This window comes from Marinifilum sp. D737, from assembly GCF_026672275.1.
Classification (GTDB): domain Bacteria; phylum Bacteroidota; class Bacteroidia; order Bacteroidales; family Marinifilaceae; genus Marinifilum.
On record NZ_JANQCD010000022.1, the window covers coordinates 1 to 16994 of the forward strand.

17 protein-coding genes are annotated in these 16994 nt (G+C 35.0%); 8 read left to right on the forward strand and 9 right to left on the reverse strand.

Going from position 1 to position 16994, the window contains the following annotated elements:
• Positions 1-187 precede the first annotated feature (187 nt).
• Together NQ163_RS13365 and NQ163_RS13370 are read right to left on the reverse strand one after the other, a co-directional pair.
• Positions 188-1177 carry a GSCFA domain-containing protein gene (locus tag NQ163_RS13365; protein WP_268190815.1) on the reverse strand — a complete coding sequence of 330 codons (990 nt, stop codon included), beginning with the start codon at positions 1175-1177 and terminating at the stop codon, positions 188-190.
• 7 nt (positions 1178-1184) lie between these two features.
• A complete protein-coding gene (locus NQ163_RS13370; RefSeq protein ID WP_268190816.1) occupies positions 1185-2021 on the reverse strand; it encodes an alpha/beta hydrolase in 837 nt (278 codons plus the stop codon).
• A gap of 139 nt (positions 2022-2160) precedes the next feature.
• On the opposite strand from NQ163_RS13370, the gene NQ163_RS13375 reads away from it, so the two are divergent.
• Positions 2161-2583 carry a secondary thiamine-phosphate synthase enzyme YjbQ gene (locus NQ163_RS13375; protein ID WP_268190817.1) on the forward strand — a complete coding sequence of 141 codons (423 nt, stop codon included), beginning with the start codon at positions 2161-2163 and terminating at the stop codon, positions 2581-2583.
• Positions 2584-2632: 49 nt separating this feature from the next.
• Here NQ163_RS13375 and queG read toward each other — a convergent pair whose 3' ends face one another.
• The 7 genes from queG to sufB form a co-directional block, all read right to left on the reverse strand.
• Positions 2633-3565: a tRNA epoxyqueuosine(34) reductase QueG gene (queG, locus tag NQ163_RS13380; RefSeq protein WP_268190818.1), complete on the reverse strand. Its 933-nt coding sequence runs from the start codon at positions 3563-3565 to the stop codon at positions 2633-2635.
• Positions 3566-3906: 341 nt separating this feature from the next.
• The gene (locus NQ163_RS13385; RefSeq protein ID WP_110362295.1) at positions 3907-4218 is read right to left on the reverse strand and encodes a metal-sulfur cluster assembly factor; all 312 of its coding nucleotides are present in this window, start codon (positions 4216-4218) and stop codon (positions 3907-3909) included.
• Between the two features lie 8 nt (positions 4219-4226).
• Positions 4227-4706 carry a SufE family protein gene (locus NQ163_RS13390; protein ID WP_268190819.1) on the reverse strand — a complete coding sequence of 160 codons (480 nt, stop codon included), beginning with the start codon at positions 4704-4706 and terminating at the stop codon, positions 4227-4229.
• Complete coding sequence (locus tag NQ163_RS13395; protein ID WP_442786027.1) at positions 4706-5929, reverse strand: SufS family cysteine desulfurase; 1224 nt, start codon at positions 5927-5929, stop codon at positions 4706-4708. Before NQ163_RS13395 ends, NQ163_RS13390 begins: the two co-directional genes overlap by 1 nt.
• Positions 5930-6041: 112 nt before the next feature.
• Positions 6042-7403: a Fe-S cluster assembly protein SufD gene (gene sufD, locus NQ163_RS13400; protein WP_268190821.1), complete on the reverse strand. Its 1362-nt coding sequence runs from the start codon at positions 7401-7403 to the stop codon at positions 6042-6044.
• A 44-nt stretch (positions 7404-7447) separates the two neighbouring features.
• Complete coding sequence (sufC, locus tag NQ163_RS13405) at positions 7448-8200, reverse strand: Fe-S cluster assembly ATPase SufC (RefSeq protein ID WP_110362289.1); 753 nt, start codon at positions 8198-8200, stop codon at positions 7448-7450.
• A gap of 161 nt (positions 8201-8361) precedes the next feature.
• Positions 8362-9813, reverse strand: a complete 1452-nt coding sequence (gene sufB / locus NQ163_RS13410; protein ID WP_110362287.1) for a Fe-S cluster assembly protein SufB — start codon at positions 9811-9813, stop codon at positions 8362-8364.
• A gap of 737 nt (positions 9814-10550) precedes the next feature.
• Between sufB and NQ163_RS20815 the strand changes: the two genes are divergently transcribed.
• From NQ163_RS20815 to NQ163_RS13435, 7 genes are all read left to right on the forward strand, one after another.
• On the forward strand, positions 10551-10757 hold the full coding sequence (locus tag NQ163_RS20815; RefSeq protein ID WP_442786028.1) for a helix-turn-helix domain-containing protein: 207 nt from the start codon (positions 10551-10553) through the stop codon (positions 10755-10757).
• A gap of 387 nt (positions 10758-11144) precedes the next feature.
• On the forward strand, positions 11145-11342 hold the full coding sequence (locus NQ163_RS13415) for a hypothetical protein (RefSeq protein WP_268190823.1): 198 nt from the start codon (positions 11145-11147) through the stop codon (positions 11340-11342).
• A gap of 32 nt (positions 11343-11374) precedes the next feature.
• Positions 11375-11974, forward strand: a complete 600-nt coding sequence (locus NQ163_RS13420) for a hypothetical protein (protein WP_268190824.1) — start codon at positions 11375-11377, stop codon at positions 11972-11974.
• 776 nt (positions 11975-12750) lie between these two features.
• Positions 12751-12954 (forward strand): HTH domain-containing protein, encoded by a 204-nt coding sequence (locus NQ163_RS20820; RefSeq protein WP_442786029.1) that lies wholly within the window; start codon positions 12751-12753, stop codon positions 12952-12954.
• 146 nt (positions 12955-13100) lie between these two features.
• Positions 13101-13592, forward strand: coding sequence for a hypothetical protein (locus NQ163_RS13425; protein ID WP_268190825.1), 492 nt, complete (start codon positions 13101-13103; stop codon positions 13590-13592).
• 565 nt (positions 13593-14157) lie between these two features.
• Positions 14158-15549, forward strand: coding sequence for a carboxypeptidase-like regulatory domain-containing protein (locus NQ163_RS13430; RefSeq protein ID WP_268190826.1), 1392 nt, complete (start codon positions 14158-14160; stop codon positions 15547-15549).
• A 10-nt stretch (positions 15550-15559) separates the two neighbouring features.
• Positions 15560-16993: a carboxypeptidase-like regulatory domain-containing protein gene (locus NQ163_RS13435; protein ID WP_268190827.1), complete on the forward strand. Its 1434-nt coding sequence runs from the start codon at positions 15560-15562 to the stop codon at positions 16991-16993.
• The last annotated feature ends 1 nt before the right edge of the window (position 16994 follow it).

Sequence of the window (16994 nt, forward strand, 5' to 3'; positions counted from 1 at the left end):
TTCATCATGTTTTTCCTATCGCCCTACCTTTGTAAAGCGGGTGCAAAGATAACGCATACTTTCCCGACTTTCCAAATGAAAACCTCAAGTTTTTTCGCAAAAAGAAATAGCTGCCTGAAAATCAGTAGCTATTTTTTTATGTGGAAAGGGAAAAACAAATTACAAAATTTAGATGAGAAAGTCCAACTTAATTTTGAAGATTTTTTCGCATCACCTTTCTTTCCAAATCAAAGGACAGGTTTGGCAATTGTTTCTCAAGGATTTCCATCCCGGAAATGGTTTTTTGAATAAACTTTTGATGCGATTCAGAATCTGGATTAAAAGGACGATGTTCCGCAGCTGAAATCATTTTTCTAATTTTCTTCATGTAATCCACAGTCTCTTTCCCCATGAAAACATCAGAAAATCGTGACCAAATATAATTTACCGAAGTCGAATTCATATGAATCATGTCTTCATGATAAAATCGATAATCTCTCAATTCATCCATCACAATCTCGTAAGAAGCAAAATAGCTTACATGATCGAATAGTTGCACCAGCTGATCAACGGCCAGGAGCAAGGTTGACTTGCTTAATTGATTTCCGTGGGCTCCATCTTTCCAGTGCCGAATTGGGCTTACAGTAAAAACAATTTTCAGGTGAGGGTTAAAAAGAGATAAGGATAAAATTAAATCTTTATAAAATCGAACAATTTCATCTACTTCCAGACGATATCGATTAAAGGATTTTGCTGACTGCTTATGACAATTGGATACAATTTTTCCCGAATCGATTAATTCATAAACCCAAGAAGTACCGAATGTAATGCATAAAACATCGGCGGTAGCCAAATCTAATGAAGCAGATTGCATGGCAGTATTAATACTTTTCAAACATTCTTCGGAAGATGTTGATGAAAAACTTCCATGGTGAGAATAACTAAAGTATAAATCATTCGCAAAATTCAGATCATCTTCTGTAAACTCCTTATTGTCGATCAACAACTGAATACTATTGCCCACACTAATTGGGTTGTAGATTACTCCAAATGGATTTACAGTTGTGTTGAATTTATTTTGAACCAGTAAATTTCCAACATTTTCAACAAAACACGAACCCAACATTAAAATTTTAGAGTGATAGGAAATTTTAAAATCTGATTCAGGTATTTCTACAATTGTTCTGAATTGATCCATGATATTTTTATTTCTTCAGCAGTTTATATATCCAATCGCAAATGTATTCGAAAACTTCGTTATTAAAAGGTTCATTGTGCAATTCATGATAGCCTTTCTTCCATAATTTAAAGGTACAGTTTTCCTGATTTTTATCTGCAAAAATTTTGCTTGCCTTAGAGTTGGTAATTTCATCCTCATCGCCATGAATTAACAACAAAGGCTTATTAATATTTTCATCGGAATTGTATACAAAATAGCCAGCATCATATGCTTCCACAAATAAACGAAAGGATACCCAATGATGAACCAACTCATCTTCATCGTATTGGCGACAAACCTCTGAATTGTGAGAAAGCAAACTTGAATCAAATTTTGTCTTGATACTAATTTTCGGAATCAGGCGATTCAAAAATCTCAGTAATGGAATCACTATTTTAGGTGGAGAAGCTTGAGAAATGATCCAGGGTGAAGTGGAAATTACACCTTTATAATTCCCATTCCTTCTTAGCAAGTGGTTCAACACCTCTCCTCCTCCCATACTATGCCCATATAATAAGATTGGTAAGTTTGGATATTTCTGCTCTGCCGTATTTAAAACCAAATCAATATCATTCATGAAATCATTATAGGAAGAAATTACACCTCGTTTTCCTTCTGATAATCCATGACCTCTCTGATCAAAGCTTAAAAGTGCAAACCCCTTACTCACAAACTTTTCCGCCCAACACAGATACCTGGAACTATGTTCACCAATACCATGTACCAAAACAATTACAGCCTTTACATCCACATCTGGGAGGAATTCCTGTGCAAAAAGTTGAGTATTATCGAAAGTTTGTAGATGAAATATGTTATGCTGCATTGGGAAAATGATTTATACCGATTATCAATTAAATGCTCATTTACTACACATTGTTTCTAAATGATCTTTAAATTGTATATCGGCATTGTATCACAATTTATATTGTGACAAAAAATTAAAATATAAATGTAGCAAGAAAATGCAAAAACAAATTACAATTCGAACCGATAAGCACAACGCCTTATATGACATTACTTCAAAAGTTGAAAAAGTTGTGAGGGAAAGTGGCATTCAATCAGGCATGGTAAATGTTTATGCACAGGGAGCTACTGCTGCCATCATGATTCAGGAAAACTGGGATGAATCGGTGCAAAACGATGTGGTCACACTACTAAAAAAGTTGATTCCTTCGGGCGTATGGGAACATGATGCCCAGGATAATAATGGAGACTCGCATTTGAAAGCTGGAATTGTTGGTCCGAGCGAATGCATACCAATTATTAATGGTAAAATGGGGTTATCAACCTGGCAAAACATTTTCTTTTGCGAATTTGATGGTCCAAGAAAGGAGAGAAGTATTATTATAACGTGCATTCGATGTAAAACTTCAACCACAGTTTGATCTGGTTTTAAGTAGAAATTTACGTTGAACTCAAGCTATTGCAAGTTGTTTACAGATCTAAAAAATCAAGATTTCTCTTTATTCCTTTAAATTTTGTTCTCTTGACCGCTGAATCTCGAAATATTTCTCCGAATTTATGAGCATCCATATCCTGCCAATCTTCTTTTGACATGCTTAGCAAATCTGGGTTTGGATCAAACTCAGTAACATTATGAGGTTTTGACATTCTGTTCCAAGGACAAACATCCTGACAGATATCGCAGCCAAACACTCTGTTTTCAAATTTTCCTTTTGCTTCTTCCGGAATATCTCCTTTTAATTCGATGGTATAATAAGAAATGCATTTGCTTCCATTCACAACATATGGCTCTGTGATTGCTCCGGTTGGACAAGATCGAACGCATCTATTGCACCCTCCACAAAAATCGGCGTAAGCAGGTTTCTCATATTCCAGCTCCATATCCAAAAACAATTCTCCCAGGAAAAGAAAGGAACCAATTTTTCGGTTAATGAGTAATGAATTTTTCCCAATCCATCCTAAACCAGCTCTTTTTGCCCAAGCATGTTCTAAAACTGGAGCCGAATCAACAAATGCACGTCCCGAAACCTCTCCGATTTCCGTATTGATGTATTCAAACAACTGATTTAATCTGTCCTTTAGTACAAAATGATAATCTTTACCGTAAGCATATTTTGCAATTACTGGTGCTTCCTGATGATTTTGTTGCTCTTTCGGAAAATAATTTAGGCCAACTACAACAATAGACTTTGTATTTTCAACCAACAATCGAGGATCCAAACGCTTCTCGATATTATTGGCCATGTATCCCATCTCGCCATGGTATCCTTTATCCAACCATGAAAGAAAATTTTCTTTTTCGTCTTCCAGGAAATCTGCCTTTACAATTCCACAAAGATCGAGTCCAAGCTCATAGGCTTTTGTTTTAATGAGATTTGATTTTGCGAGAAGTGAAAGATTCATGATGGCAAGTTAATAAATTTAGCTAAGGTGTAAAGTTTTATGCTGCGTTGCAAGTGGATGTGTTAGGGATTGAAATGGAAACCCCGAAGTGAGGAACGAACGAGGCGTTGCAATGAAAAGCCCGACCCGACGAAGGAGGGCAACACCCTAAACAACTTTCATGATGCAAAGAGAATCACCAGGATCTCTGTGAATGAGTGAATGAGTAATTGAGTAAAGAAGTAGCTGCAATATTTAAGCTATTCTGCGTAAATCAGCGAAAAAAAATTGTGAGGATCTGCGAAATATTTTTGGGAAGACTTTCAGAAAAAAAGGGCCGAAAGGGCCCTTTTGAAAATATTTTAAAGAAAACCCAATTCGAGTTTTGCTTCTTCAGTCATCATATCCTTATCCCAAGGCGGATCGAATGTAAGAACAACCGTAACATCTTCGATCATTGGTAAGGCTTTAATTTTATCATTTACCTCTTCCAAAATCTGATCAGCCATTGGACAGTTAGGAGCAGTAAGAGTCATTAATACCTTCACCTCATCTTCTTCATAGAAATCGATCTCATAAATTAGTCCCAGGTCGTAGATATTTACCGGGATCTCCGGATCGTAAATGGTTTTTAAAACCTCAACGATTATACTTTCTGTTTCCTTTTTTCCCATCTTGTATTTTATTTTACATGATTGAAAGCAATTCCGTACATCTTAATTTGCTTCACCATTGATACCAAACCATTTGATCTAGTTGGTGAAAGATGCTGTTTCAAACCAATTTCATCAATAAAGTTTAAATCAGCATTCATGATATCCTCAGGAGTTTGGTTATTGAATACACGAATTAACAAAGCTGCAATTCCTTTTACAATAATTGCATCACTATCCGCTTCAAGCTTCACTTTTCCTTCTTCCAAACTTGCATTAAACCAAACTTTCGATTGACAACCTTTAATAAGGTTCTGATCTGTTTGGTACTGTTCATCCAATCCTTGTAAATCGGTTCCCAACTCGATTAGATATGCATATTTGTCCATCCAATCTTCGAATCCTGCAAATTCTTCAATAATTTCTTCCTGAATCTCGTTTATTGTCATCTCTCTAATAATACTTAAGCAAAGAGTTGTTACTTCTACCTCTTTTGATTTTGATGGCACTAATGTACAAACATTTTGCAAACTTTTAGGATACCATTATAAAGCGCGTCGATTTCTTCCTTTGTATTGTAGAAGGAAAACGAAGCACGAACGGTTCCGTCGATTCCAAAATGTTGCATTATTGGTTCTGTACAATGTGTTCCTGTTCGAACGGCAATTCCCATTTGATCTAAAAGCATTCCCATGTCGTAGAAATGAATTCCATCAACCAGGAAAGAAATTACAGATGTTTTGTGCTCGGCAGTTCCATATATTTTTAAGCCATCGATACTTGATAACTTTTCGGTAGCATAGGCCAAAAGTTCTTGCTCGTATGCATCAATATTTTCGAGACCAATATTTTCTACATATTCAATTGCAGCGCCTAAACCAATTGCATCGATATAATTAGGAGTTCCCGCTTCGAACTTAAATGGCAATTCATTGTAAGTGGTTCCCGAAAAGCGAACTTCCTTAATCATTTCACCACCACCTTGCCATGGAGGCATCTCGTTTAGCAAATCTTCCTTACCATACAAAACACCAATACCGGTTGGACCATACAGTTTATGACCAGAGAAAACCAAGAAATCAACATCCCATTCCTGAACATCAATTTTTAAATGCTGTACCGACTGAGCTGCATCTACCAGAACCTTAACTCCTCTGGCGTGAGCGATATCGATAATTTTCTGGACTGGGTTAATGGTTCCCAATGAATTTGAGATGTGATTTACTGCAACAATCTTTGTTCTATCAGTAATCAATTCATCCAACTGATCTACCAAAAGCTCTCCATTATCATTAAAAGGAATTACTTTCAGAACTGCTTTTTTCTTCTCACAAACCAATTGCCAGGGAACAATGTTCGAATGATGTTCCATTTCCGAAACGATCACCTCATCGCCCTCGCCAATATATCTTTCAGCAAAAGAATTGGCAACAAGATTAATCGATTCAGTTGTACCTCTTGTGAAAATAATTTCGTGAAGATGTTCCGCATTAATGAAATTCTGTACAATCTTTCTTGCATTCTCATTCCCATCGGTAGATTTGTTACTTAAGTAATGTACTCCACGATGAATATTTGAATTGTACTTGTAATAATACTTCACCATTTCATCAATTACCTGTGTAGGTTTTTGAGAGGTTGCAGCATTGTCGAAGTACACAAGATCTTTGCCATGTACTTTTTCCTGAAGTATTGGAAAGTCTTTACGTATTTTATTTATGTCCAGCGTCATTCTTTTCAATGAATAATGAATAATTAGTAATTAACAATTAATGCCTCTTCATTTGAAGAATCTCTCTACAATAAGAACACATCCAATTGTTAATTACTAATTGAAAATTGTATTAATGATTACAAGCTATTGCGCAAGTATTACATTTCGAGATTTCGCCACGCAATCTTTTGTCAACCAATTCGTCGATTCTTTCTTTCAAAGGCTCAACCCTGATTTTATCGATAATTTCGTGAGCAAAAGCAAACATCAACATCTGACGAGCTTCTTTCTCATCGATACCTCTTGCACGCAAATAGAACAAAGCATCCTCATCCATTTGTCCTACGGTTGCTCCGTGACTACATTTCACATCATCAGCATCAATTACCAATTGTGGTTTGGTGTTGATCACCGCATCGTTTGAAAGCAACAAGTTGTTGTTCGACTGGTAAGCCTGAGTTTGCTGAGCATCTCTTCTAACGAAAATTCTACCGGCAAAAGCACCAGAAGCCTGATCGTCCATCACACCTTTAAAGTGCTCGTTACTCAAACAATTTGGTTTGGCGTGATCAATCGAAGTAAAGTTATCTACATGCTGATCGCGATCCATCAAGTACATACCAAAAGTATTGTTCTCGCAATGCTCCTCATCTAAAATTACATGATGATTGTTACGAATGGTTCCTCCATACAGAGAAATGGTATTCGATAATACATTTGAGTTGCTTTCCTGACGAATGTAGGTTGAATTCAGAATCACAGAATTTAAATGCTGATTTTGCAGAGTATACAAATCGAAGATCGCATTTCTTGCAACATTTACCTCTGTAACCGAATTCGTTAAATATTTATGGTGAGTTAAAGTATGATCACAAACAATAATTTTTGCCTGTGCATTTTCTTCAACTACAATTAAATTTCTTTGTGTAGCCATTAGGTCACGATCTGAACGAAGCAAGTTCACCACCTGTATCGGTTTTTCGATCACAACACCTTTTGGCACATAAATAAAGAATCCATCCTTAGCCAAAGCTGTATTTAATGCAACCAATCCATCATCATCGGTTTTGGCATATTTGCCATAGTGAGCATTAAATATTTCCGGATATTTTTCTGCAGCTTCCTGAACACCACAAACAATTACTCCTTTTGGCAATTCAGTTAACTCTTTATTGTTTCCGTAGTACCAACCATTTGTCAACAATACCATATTGGTATCCAATTCAGGCACATCGCACTGGAAAATCTCATTCAAATCAACATCAACTTGCTGATATCTTAGATTTACATTGTATGGATGATCAAAAGCCGGAATCAAGTTGGTATACTTGTAATTCTCGTTGGCACGAGTAGGCACGCCTAATTTTGCAAAATCCTGGAATGCGTTCTTGCGAGTTTTGTTCATCACATCCGACGAACCTTCTAACAACAATTCATTTCCTTGATTGAACAAATCAGCGAAATCCTTATTTATTGTATTAATATCGGCCATATCTGACAAATTATTTAATGAGTGCTAAGACTCTTTACTATCAACTATTTTCCGTTCTCTTCCTTAATCCAGTCGTATCCTTTTTCTTCCAGTTCAAGAGCCAACTCTTTTCCTGCAGTTTTTACGATACGTCCATCATACAATACATGAACTACATCAGGTACAATGTAATCCAACAAACGCTGATAGTGAGTAATTACGATTGTTGCATTATCGCGAGTCTTTAATTTATTCACACCATTTGCAACAACACGAAGTGCATCGATATCCAAACCTGAATCGGTTTCATCCAATACTGCCAATTTAGGTTCAAGCATTGCCATCTGGAAAATCTCATTTTTCTTCTTCTCTCCTCCTGAGAAACCTTCGTTTACCGAACGATTTGTCAATTTCGAGTCGATTTCAACCAATGATTTTTTCTCGCGCATCAATTTCAAAAAATCTGAAGCCGACAATGGATCCAATCCTTTGTATTTGCGATGCTCGTTCACAGCTGTCTTCATAAAGTTCACAGTAGAAACTCCAGGAATTTCGATTGGATATTGGAATCCTAAGAAAATACCTTCTTTGGCACGATCTTCAGGTTCCATATCTAAAAGGTCTTTTCCCTGAAAAGAAACTTCTCCTTCAGTTACATTAAACAAATCTCTACCTGCCAAAACTGAAGCAAGAGTACTTTTTCCGGCACCATTAGGTCCCATAATTGCGTGAACTTCACCTGGCTTTACATCCAGATTGATTCCTTTAAGGATATCTTTTCCTTCGATGGAAACGTGTAAATTCTTAATGCTTAACATCTTATTTATAGCTATTAGCCATTAGCTTTTAGCTTTTGGCTGTTTACAGTTTAATTTAATAATCTGAGAAATGAATCGTTGAACTCTTGCATTTCTCTTTGCTTACTTATTATTGATATAGCTAATAGCTATCGGGAGCTAAAAGCTAACAGCTTATTTTATTATCCTACAGAGCCTTCCAAACTGATTTGAAGCAATTTTTGTGCTTCAACAGCGAACTCCATTGGCATTTTGTTGATTACCTCTTTTGCATATCCGTTTACAATCAAACCAATTGCATCCTCGGTATTGATACCACGCTGATTACAGTAGAAAATTTGGTCTTCACCAATTTTCGAAGTTGTAGCCTCATGCTCAACCTTTGCCGATTGATTACCAATTTCAAGATATGGGAAAGTATGTGCACCACATTTATCGCCCAATAGCAACGAATCGCACTGCGAGAAGTTACGAGCACCTTCACAGTTTTTAGAAACCTTAACCAAACCACGATAAGAGTTGTTACTCTTACCTGCCGAAATCCCTTTCGAGATAATGGTAGACTTGGTATTGTTACCAATGTGAATCATTTTGGTTCCTGTATCGGCCTGTTGGTGATTGTTGGTTACCGCAACCGAGTAGAATTCACTTGAAGAACCATCACCTTTTAGGATAGTTGATGGATATTTCCAGGTTACAGCTGATCCAGTCTCCACCTGAGCCCACATCAGTTTAGAGTTAACCCCTTCGCAAATACCACGCTTGGTTACAAAGTTGTAAATACCACCTTTACCGTTCTTATCGCCAGGATACCAATTCTGAACCGTTGAGTATTTCACCTCAGCATTATCTTTCACAATAATTTCAACGATAGCAGCGTGTAACTGATTCTCGTCACGCATAGGAGCAGTACATCCTTCAAGGTAACTTACGTATGATTCCTCTTCACAAACAATCAAAGTTCTCTCGAACTGACCCGTATTTTCAGCATTGATACGGAAGTAAGTTGACAACTCCATTGGACAACGAACCCCCTTAGGAATGTAAACAAAGGAACCATCAGAGAATACAGCCGAGTTTAAAGCTGCAAAAAAGTTATCCTGAATTGGAACAACAGTTCCCATATATTCCTGAATCAAGTCCGGATGATCTTGAACTGCCTCGCTAAAAGAGCAGAAAATAATTCCTTTTTCGGCCAAAGCTTCTTTAAAGGTTGTTTTCACCGATGAAGAGTCCATTACAACATCCACTGCAACATTGGCAAGTATCTTTTGCTCATCCAAAGGAATACCAAGCTTATCGAAAGTAGCTCTAATTTCCGGATCAACATCGTCCATACTCTCCAATTTTGCTTTTTGCTTAGGAGTAGAATAGTAAATGATATCCTGATAATCGATTTCAGGAATATCCAGATATGCCCACTCTGGCATTTTCATTGTTTTCCAATGACGATAAGCTTTCAATCTGAAATCAAGCATAAACTTAGGCTCTTTCTTTTTAGCCGAAATCATGCGGATGATATCTTCATTCAGACCTTTACCGATGTCATCGTTCTCAATGTCGGTTACAAAGCCATATTTGTATTCGCTCTCGGTAACCTCATTCAATATTTTATCTTGTTCTTCTTTCGCCATAATACCAAAATATTAGATCCTGACCGATTTCATTCGCTTACGCGGAATTAGCCCTGGTTACATATCATTAAGATTCAATTTTCTCCTCGAAGCTATTCTTTGTTAGGTCATAAAAAACCTGCAGTTTCTGCAAAGCAAATAAGAATTTGTGATATATCCCCCTCAAGCCCTTCTGAAATCAAGTGCAAATATAAGAAAGTATTTAAATATCTTACTGATATGATGCAATAAAATACTTCCAAGTCCTTATTAACTGAAACGTAAAAATTTCGGTTTGGATACGTTTGCGAAAAAGAAATAACAGACTTAATCATGATTCCAAACATTTTCTTCCTGCAGATAAAAACCATCCTTTACACCATTGACAATCTAACCTATAATATTAACAACAACATGAGTTCAATATATATCTTATTAATTTACCGTTGATTAATGACAACTGACTTAATAAATCATTACTTCTTAATACTTAGTTTGGAATATTTTCCCTATTAGCTAAAGGCTAATAGCTAAAAGCTTATTCGATCAAAAAAGTAAATTTTAAATTACCAGTTTGTTTGATTGAGTTTCTTAGGTCGAACTCACGTTAATATACATAAGTTAAAACAAAAAGCTAATCACATCAATACATCACTTGATAATAAAAAAAATAACGCTCATCACTTTTTTAACAGAACATAAGTTGCGTTTTTTTAATTTTAAGAATAAATAAACCAATTATAGGGAGAGGTTGTATTATGAATTACGAAACAATTCTTAAAAGAAATGAACGTTTAAAATATCTAATTCAAAATAAAAACACCGGAACTCCGGAAGAATTAGCTAAAAAACTAAACACTTCAGTCAGCACTGTTTTTCGGATGGTAAAAGCACTTAAGAATTTAGGAGAACCAATTGTGTATTCTAAAATTCGAAAAACCTATTACTACAACAATAATATGTGAAAGCAATCAAAACGCTTTAACCTCTAAAAAAATGACACTTCAATCTATTTCTTATTTAGAACGGAAGTCTTCATACACAGTGAACCCCTAAGATAACAAGCATGAAGCTTATGTTTTATTAAAACATCCACCCATTAAATAGACTTAATAAAAATAATCAAACTGTCACCTCGTGATAGTTTGCTTACATAACTTAGTTCTCGAGTTCATTCAATTGCGCAAAAGAAAAAAAACTCAAGCCTATTATCTCGTTTGAGGAGATAAGGGCAAAAATCAATTTTTTGTCTAATTTAAAATTATGAATAAAATTAACAAAAAGTTTATTCTTGGTATCGCATTAAGTATGATTTTTCTTTAGCAATTATGCAAGGTATTAGCCAAAAGAACATGCAACAGCAAACAAAGAATATACAGCAAGTTAGCGCAGGGTGTATCGTTTTAGCAGCTTATTCTGACAATAAAGCAGTTTCAGCAGTATCAGGTGTCTACGGAGGTTGTGTACTGGAATTTGCCGCAAGCTCATGCGGAGTATGGGGGGCAATGGGTCCAGTTGGTTGGATGATAGGTGGAGGATTGGCATTATAGTATTAATTTTATGAATATCACCTTATTAAATTATGGCAACAAACAAAACGAAATTAACATTATCTGTTCTGTCAATTATTACAATAACTTTAGGAATAATTATATGGCAAGTATTTGATAAAGTAAACAATACGGTAATTTTAACAATAATTCCTATCTGTCTTATAGTAATGTTGACAACATTTTACTTTTGGAAAACAAATTCAGAAAATTTGGGCTCTACATTATTTTTTGAATTAGAATCAAAAAGAAAAATAAAATCAACAGTCACTCAAATAATTATGAAGACCATACTTTATGTACTCTTGTTTTTTAATTTTTACTTCTTTTCAAATAGTCAATTCAACTTTTTTTATTCTTGTATATACCTTGGGATCTTTCTAGTAATTAACATTGTGTATTTCATGCAAGAAATGCTAGTAGTGGACTCTAAAAAAATAAGACATTCACCAAGATGGAGTACAAAATGGAAAAATATCAATAATTACAGTCTTAATTCCGACTCTAGAATACTATCAATCAAAAAAACAAATGGTCAGGTAATCCAAATATCGGGGATCATGCAAAAAGATTTAAAAGATGTAGAAACAGCAATTAAAAAACATCTATACGCTAACACTAAAAAATCATAGCCAGTGAAATATATAAAACTCAATTTGTATGTTATAGAATTTAATTCTTATGATACACCGTTCAATTACAATTTATGACTCTCAAAAATATTAAAAACGCGAAATGCTTTTGGATATTTTTTCTTATATCTTCTTGTATTTGGATAACGTCCTTATTGATTAGGTTGTTTTGTATAAGTTCTCAAGATTTACAACCACTTCTCGAGCTATCTAAATCGCATCAAGATGCTACAATAAACAAATTAATACACTTAATGAAAAATTTCTTTATGCACAACCAAACTTTATTTGAGACATTAGAAAGCTTGAGTTTAACCGATAAAGTTAAGGTGTAGAAAAACTAAATCACCTCAATTTCAGGATTGAAATACGATGAATTTCTAAATCGAATAAGAATTTGTGAACTATCCCCCTCAAGCCCTTCTGAAATCAAGTGCAAACATAAGAAAGCATTTAAATATCTTACTGATATGATGCAATAAAACACTCCCAAGTCCATATTAACTGAAACATAAAAATTTCGGTTTGGATATGTTCGCAAAAAGAAAGAACAGACTTAATTATCTTCATTCCTCATTGTAAGCAGAAAAAATATTAAATCAACACCACCCATTTAACACTTTAAATTCACACAATTTAACCGCTGATAAAATCCTATTTGACGTAATAAAAAAACAACCGTTTAACATTGTTTAACATTTTTAAGGGTTACCTTTTTAATAAAGAGGGAATTAATAGATACAAACCACACAAAAACCAATTTAAAAATTAACCAAATGACACATTTAGAATTACTAGAAAAAACCGAATACCTAAAAGAGATCATAAAAAAAGGTAATACGGGAACACCACAGGAATTAGCCAAAAGATTAAACATTTCAGAACGGAGCCTTTCCCGTCTCATAAAAAACTTAAAGGAAGCTAATTTTCCCATCATTTATTCGCGCACAAAACAATCATACATAACAGAAGAATTCTAAATAAGCTCGTCGCCAAAATATGGCGATGAGCTTTCCTAACTTAGCCCTTGAGTTGTAAACAATACGCTTTCAAAGCTCAAGACTTAGGATTCTTATCATGAGTTAGGGGCGAAATTATTTCTTTTGTCTAATTAAATTAATACAAAATGAAAAACAACGACCTTATTCAAGTAGTCTTCACCGAAGAAGAATTGACAGCAAACAAAACGCATTTAGATGAATTGTTAACAACTGCAACCAAAAATGCTCCGGAACTGTCGTCAGAAGAAAGAACACGTTATGGGAAAATTGGCGGCACAAACAAATTACTGGTAGATAAAGCTCACTTGTTTATGCAGCAAAATCCAAGTTTGATTCCTGCTTTTGTGAATATGGAAGAATTTGCACGTGATTTTAAAGCTCGTGAAGAAATTGAGGGAATGATACAAAAGCTTGAACTCATCACTCGACGCTTGAGTGATACCAAAATACTTCTCGATAACGATAACTACAATGATGCCATGGCATTCTATCGTGCAATTCGCTATTACGCCGGGGAGCAGGAACAAATGGCTATTCCTATTTATGAAGAAATGAAGCAGTTTTTCCCTCATGGTAAGAAAAAGGAGGAAGAAAAAGCTGAAACCGAAAACAAATAATCCAATTTATTTGATTGTATTAGTGGCACGGTTTTTTCCGACAATTTCATAAGCGGAACCTTAGCCTTAGCCCTTAATGGTTCCGTTTTATTTCTCTAGTCTCGAGGCTTAAAATATATAAGTAAAGGATAGAAAAACATACATTTTCCTTTGATTTTCACACCTTTTTGCATGATTTACAAAGATAAACGTTCGAATTTAATTCTTCGAAGCTTAAAAATCATGACTATAACCTTGATTTTCTATCCTATAAATTTGTTTAACTATGTTTTAGGATTGAATTTTTAAGCTAAAGGCATCAAATTCATACTTCGAGGCATTTAATTAAAGCCTAAACCCACCTCCTTTTCTAAAAAAGGTATGGTTTTAATTCTTCAACCTCTACAATTTATTAAAACACCCCTTCCACGCTTAAAAAATTATAGTTCAACAAACGATGACAAACTAAAAAAGTAGTTATTTTTTGATTATTTAACACTTTCCTTACGCATTGTTAACTTTTAATTCCATACATTCATATCGTTATTTATTATATGGTTAATCAAATCACAAAAGCATTTACCACATGAACAAGCCAATTTACATTGCATTTTTGCTATTAAACCTACTAAGTAGCACCGCCAATGCACAAATTCAAGTCAACTCTAAAGTGGTTGATAAAGAAAGCGGAAAAGCCATTCCGTTTGCCAATATCTCCATTGCCAACACCACAAAAGGCAGCATGAGCAATCAGGAAGGAGATTTTCAACTCTACATTCCTCTGTCAGGCTTAAATACCAGGGTTTTGATTAGTAGCTTAGGCTATAAAAGCATAAGTATACATCCTAAAGAAATTGGAAAAACCATTGAATTATCACCCGTTTCTTATGGCATTTCGGAGGTAAAAATATCTGCCAATAAACTGATGAATGATCCGAAAAAGATTCTAAAGGAATGCATGAAAGCTGCACCTGGTTTTAGGCCCGATCAGCCCTACATCAACAAAGGTTTCATGAGACAAACTCACTTGCTCAATAAAAAGTATGTAAAACTCATAGAAGCTGCACTGTTTACCTACTCTACTCCCAACGAAAAGGCCAGCAAAGTGCACATACTCGAAAAAAGAAACAGCTACGACAACAGAGAAATTGATGCCAAAAAATTAGGTTTCTTTAAGAAATGGGAAAGCACAAGATACAATAAAGCCAAACGAGAAGCGGAGAACTACAATCCTGGCAAAGAAGAGCTATTGGAATTAATACGTGAGAGCGATGAGAAAAGAAATTCTGTAAGAAAAATCAAACAATTGAAAACCGCCTACCAAGCTAAAATAAAAGACCTAAGGCTTAGTTTAAATGACATATACAACGATAAAAACTCTCAATTAAAACTAGATACCATTCTGGAGAATGATGGAGAAGGAATCTATAAAATAAAGATACTTCCTACGGCCAAAGAATTAAAAAGCAGTCCTTTTATTAGCATTGGCTACCTTCTTATATCAACCAAGGATTTTGCTTTGTATGAACTTAAATATGGAATGACAAAGAACCCAAAAATTGCTAACCTACAACAAGTGGCATTTATTAACCTTGTTAAATCAAACTTCACCCTAAAATACAAACGCTATAAAGGCAAGCTTTACCCTTCGTACTTTAAAAGAAACAGTTTTGATCTAACTGGAATGTCTGATGTTAAAATTCACTTAGAAAAAGCCAAATATCCACGCATTTGCCAAGAGTTTTTATTTACCGAAATCATTGACAACACAAAAGAAGTAAAACAAAACCTACCAGCGAAATGGAACGACAAGCTATATGAAGATAGCGAGTACCATCCTGAATTTTGGGAGAATTACACCATACTGCTTGAAACCAAAGATGAAGCCAAGCTTCGCAAGGATTTAGAGAGTGAGGTAAGCCTGAAAGAACAATACCAACATGCTACCGATAGCATTCGAATTAATCAAATCAATTAATTCCCAGCCTATGAAACCAATTGTTATTAAAATATTTTGCGCATTACTATTTGCGCCATTTTCAGTATTCAGTCAAAACAAACTAAAAGCAAATATATCCAATGGAGAACAAAAAGCCATTGCCTTTGCCAGTGTAGCCTTAAAGGGAACAAGCTTGGGAACCATAAGTAATCCCAACGGAAATTTTGAATTGGCCTTGCCTTCAGACGATACAAAACAGCAAATTGTTATTTCCTGTATTGGCTACAAGAGCCAGGCATTTGCTGTTGATTCGCTTTTGAAAATTCAGAAGAAAGGAAGCATTCCAAAACTTTACTTGAACAAGCATTCCTATCAACTACAGGAAATCACTGTAGGCAAGCAAGAGATATTAAAAGATGCCAAGCAAATTTTTGCCAATGCCATTAATGAGCTACCAAAGCTGTTAGATGATCAGCCCCATATTGGCAAATATTATTTTCGACAATCGCACCGCAGCAAGACTAGCATGAACCGCTTGATTGAGGCTGCCGTTAGCATTTACGATCCTGGAATATCACACAAGATTGAAGAGTGCAAATTCAATATTGATGAATTACAATCAAGCTTAGACAATAGAGATATTGACTTCAAATCATTACTTGGTTTTTACCAATACATTCAAAAGAAAAAAGACATTGCAAAAGATAGTTTATTGGTAAATTCAGAATCTTATAACGATCCTGAAGTACAAAAAAGACTTGTAAACGCCTTAGACAACAACAAAGCTTCTTTTTTTAAATTCTTTACTGCTACCAATATGATTCGGGCTGCACAAAAAGAAAGACGAAAAAACTCAAAACCAGTCAATCCATGGTTTGTAAATGGTGGTCCTCTATTAAGCAAAACCTTTATGAAGAAACACAGGTTTAAATTGGATACCATTATACAGTACAATGGTGAAGCCACCTACAAAGTAAAGATTCTACCAAATAAAAACTATCTGGGGCTAGAAGGTCAAGAACATAAATTTATGCCAATAGGAATTGCTTATATCAGATTGAAAGATTTTGCGATTTTTAATCTTGACTATGGATTCATTAGTAATCCGAAATACAAAGGATTTAAATACAGAGGTGAGCGACATGGAACGTTTAAAGGCAATTACAGATATTACTACCTGTTTAAAATTAGGTTTAAAGAATACAATAGCAAATTCTATCTTAACTACTTATACTCCATACGAGGTGATTATAACGATGATTTATCAGGAAGTCAAAAGGTGATTCAGGAAATGGTGAATACTGAAATCATAAATGATCAGGATATCGTAAATCAACAGTTCCAACAACTCAACTGGAAAGGGGATCATTACGAAAAACTTCCCTACCACAAAGAATTTTGGGACAATTACACCACCCTGCTTCCAAGCCAGGAGCAAGAAAACCTAAAGAAAAACCTGGAACAAGAACTTTTAAAGAAATAAA

What these genes read in the sequence shown, in the direction of transcription:
- NQ163_RS13365 (WP_268190815.1), bottom strand. Translation starts at nt 1,177, where the DNA reads ATGGATCAATTCAGAACAATTGTAGAAATACCTGAATCAGATTTTAAA.
- NQ163_RS13370 (WP_268190816.1), bottom strand. Translation starts at nt 2,021, where the DNA reads ATGCAGCATAACATATTTCATCTACAAACTTTCGATAATACTCAACTT.
- NQ163_RS13375 (WP_268190817.1), top strand. Translation starts at nt 2,161, where the DNA reads ATGCAAAAACAAATTACAATTCGAACCGATAAGCACAACGCCTTATAT.
- queG (WP_268190818.1), bottom strand. Translation starts at nt 3,565, where the DNA reads ATGAATCTTTCACTTCTCGCAAAATCAAATCTCATTAAAACAAAAGCC.
- NQ163_RS13385 (WP_110362295.1), bottom strand. Translation starts at nt 4,218, where the DNA reads ATGGGAAAAAAGGAAACAGAAAGTATAATCGTTGAGGTTTTAAAAACC.
- NQ163_RS13395 (WP_442786027.1), bottom strand. Translation starts at nt 5,929, where the DNA reads ATGACGCTGGACATAAATAAAATACGTAAAGACTTTCCAATACTTCAG.
- sufD (WP_268190821.1), bottom strand. Translation starts at nt 7,403, where the DNA reads ATGGCCGATATTAATACAATAAATAAGGATTTCGCTGATTTGTTCAAT.
- sufC (WP_110362289.1), bottom strand. Translation starts at nt 8,200, where the DNA reads ATGTTAAGCATTAAGAATTTACACGTTTCCATCGAAGGAAAAGATATC.
- sufB (WP_110362287.1), bottom strand. Translation starts at nt 9,813, where the DNA reads ATGGCGAAAGAAGAACAAGATAAAATATTGAATGAGGTTACCGAGAGC.
- NQ163_RS20815 (WP_442786028.1), top strand. Translation starts at nt 10,551, where the DNA reads ATGAATTACGAAACAATTCTTAAAAGAAATGAACGTTTAAAATATCTA.
- NQ163_RS13415 (WP_268190823.1), top strand. Translation starts at nt 11,145, where the DNA reads ATGCAACAGCAAACAAAGAATATACAGCAAGTTAGCGCAGGGTGTATC.
- NQ163_RS13420 (WP_268190824.1), top strand. Translation starts at nt 11,375, where the DNA reads ATGGCAACAAACAAAACGAAATTAACATTATCTGTTCTGTCAATTATT.
- NQ163_RS20820 (WP_442786029.1), top strand. Translation starts at nt 12,751, where the DNA reads ATGACACATTTAGAATTACTAGAAAAAACCGAATACCTAAAAGAGATC.
- NQ163_RS13425 (WP_268190825.1), top strand. Translation starts at nt 13,101, where the DNA reads ATGAAAAACAACGACCTTATTCAAGTAGTCTTCACCGAAGAAGAATTG.
- NQ163_RS13430 (WP_268190826.1), top strand. Translation starts at nt 14,158, where the DNA reads ATGAACAAGCCAATTTACATTGCATTTTTGCTATTAAACCTACTAAGT.
- NQ163_RS13435 (WP_268190827.1), top strand. Translation starts at nt 15,560, where the DNA reads ATGAAACCAATTGTTATTAAAATATTTTGCGCATTACTATTTGCGCCA.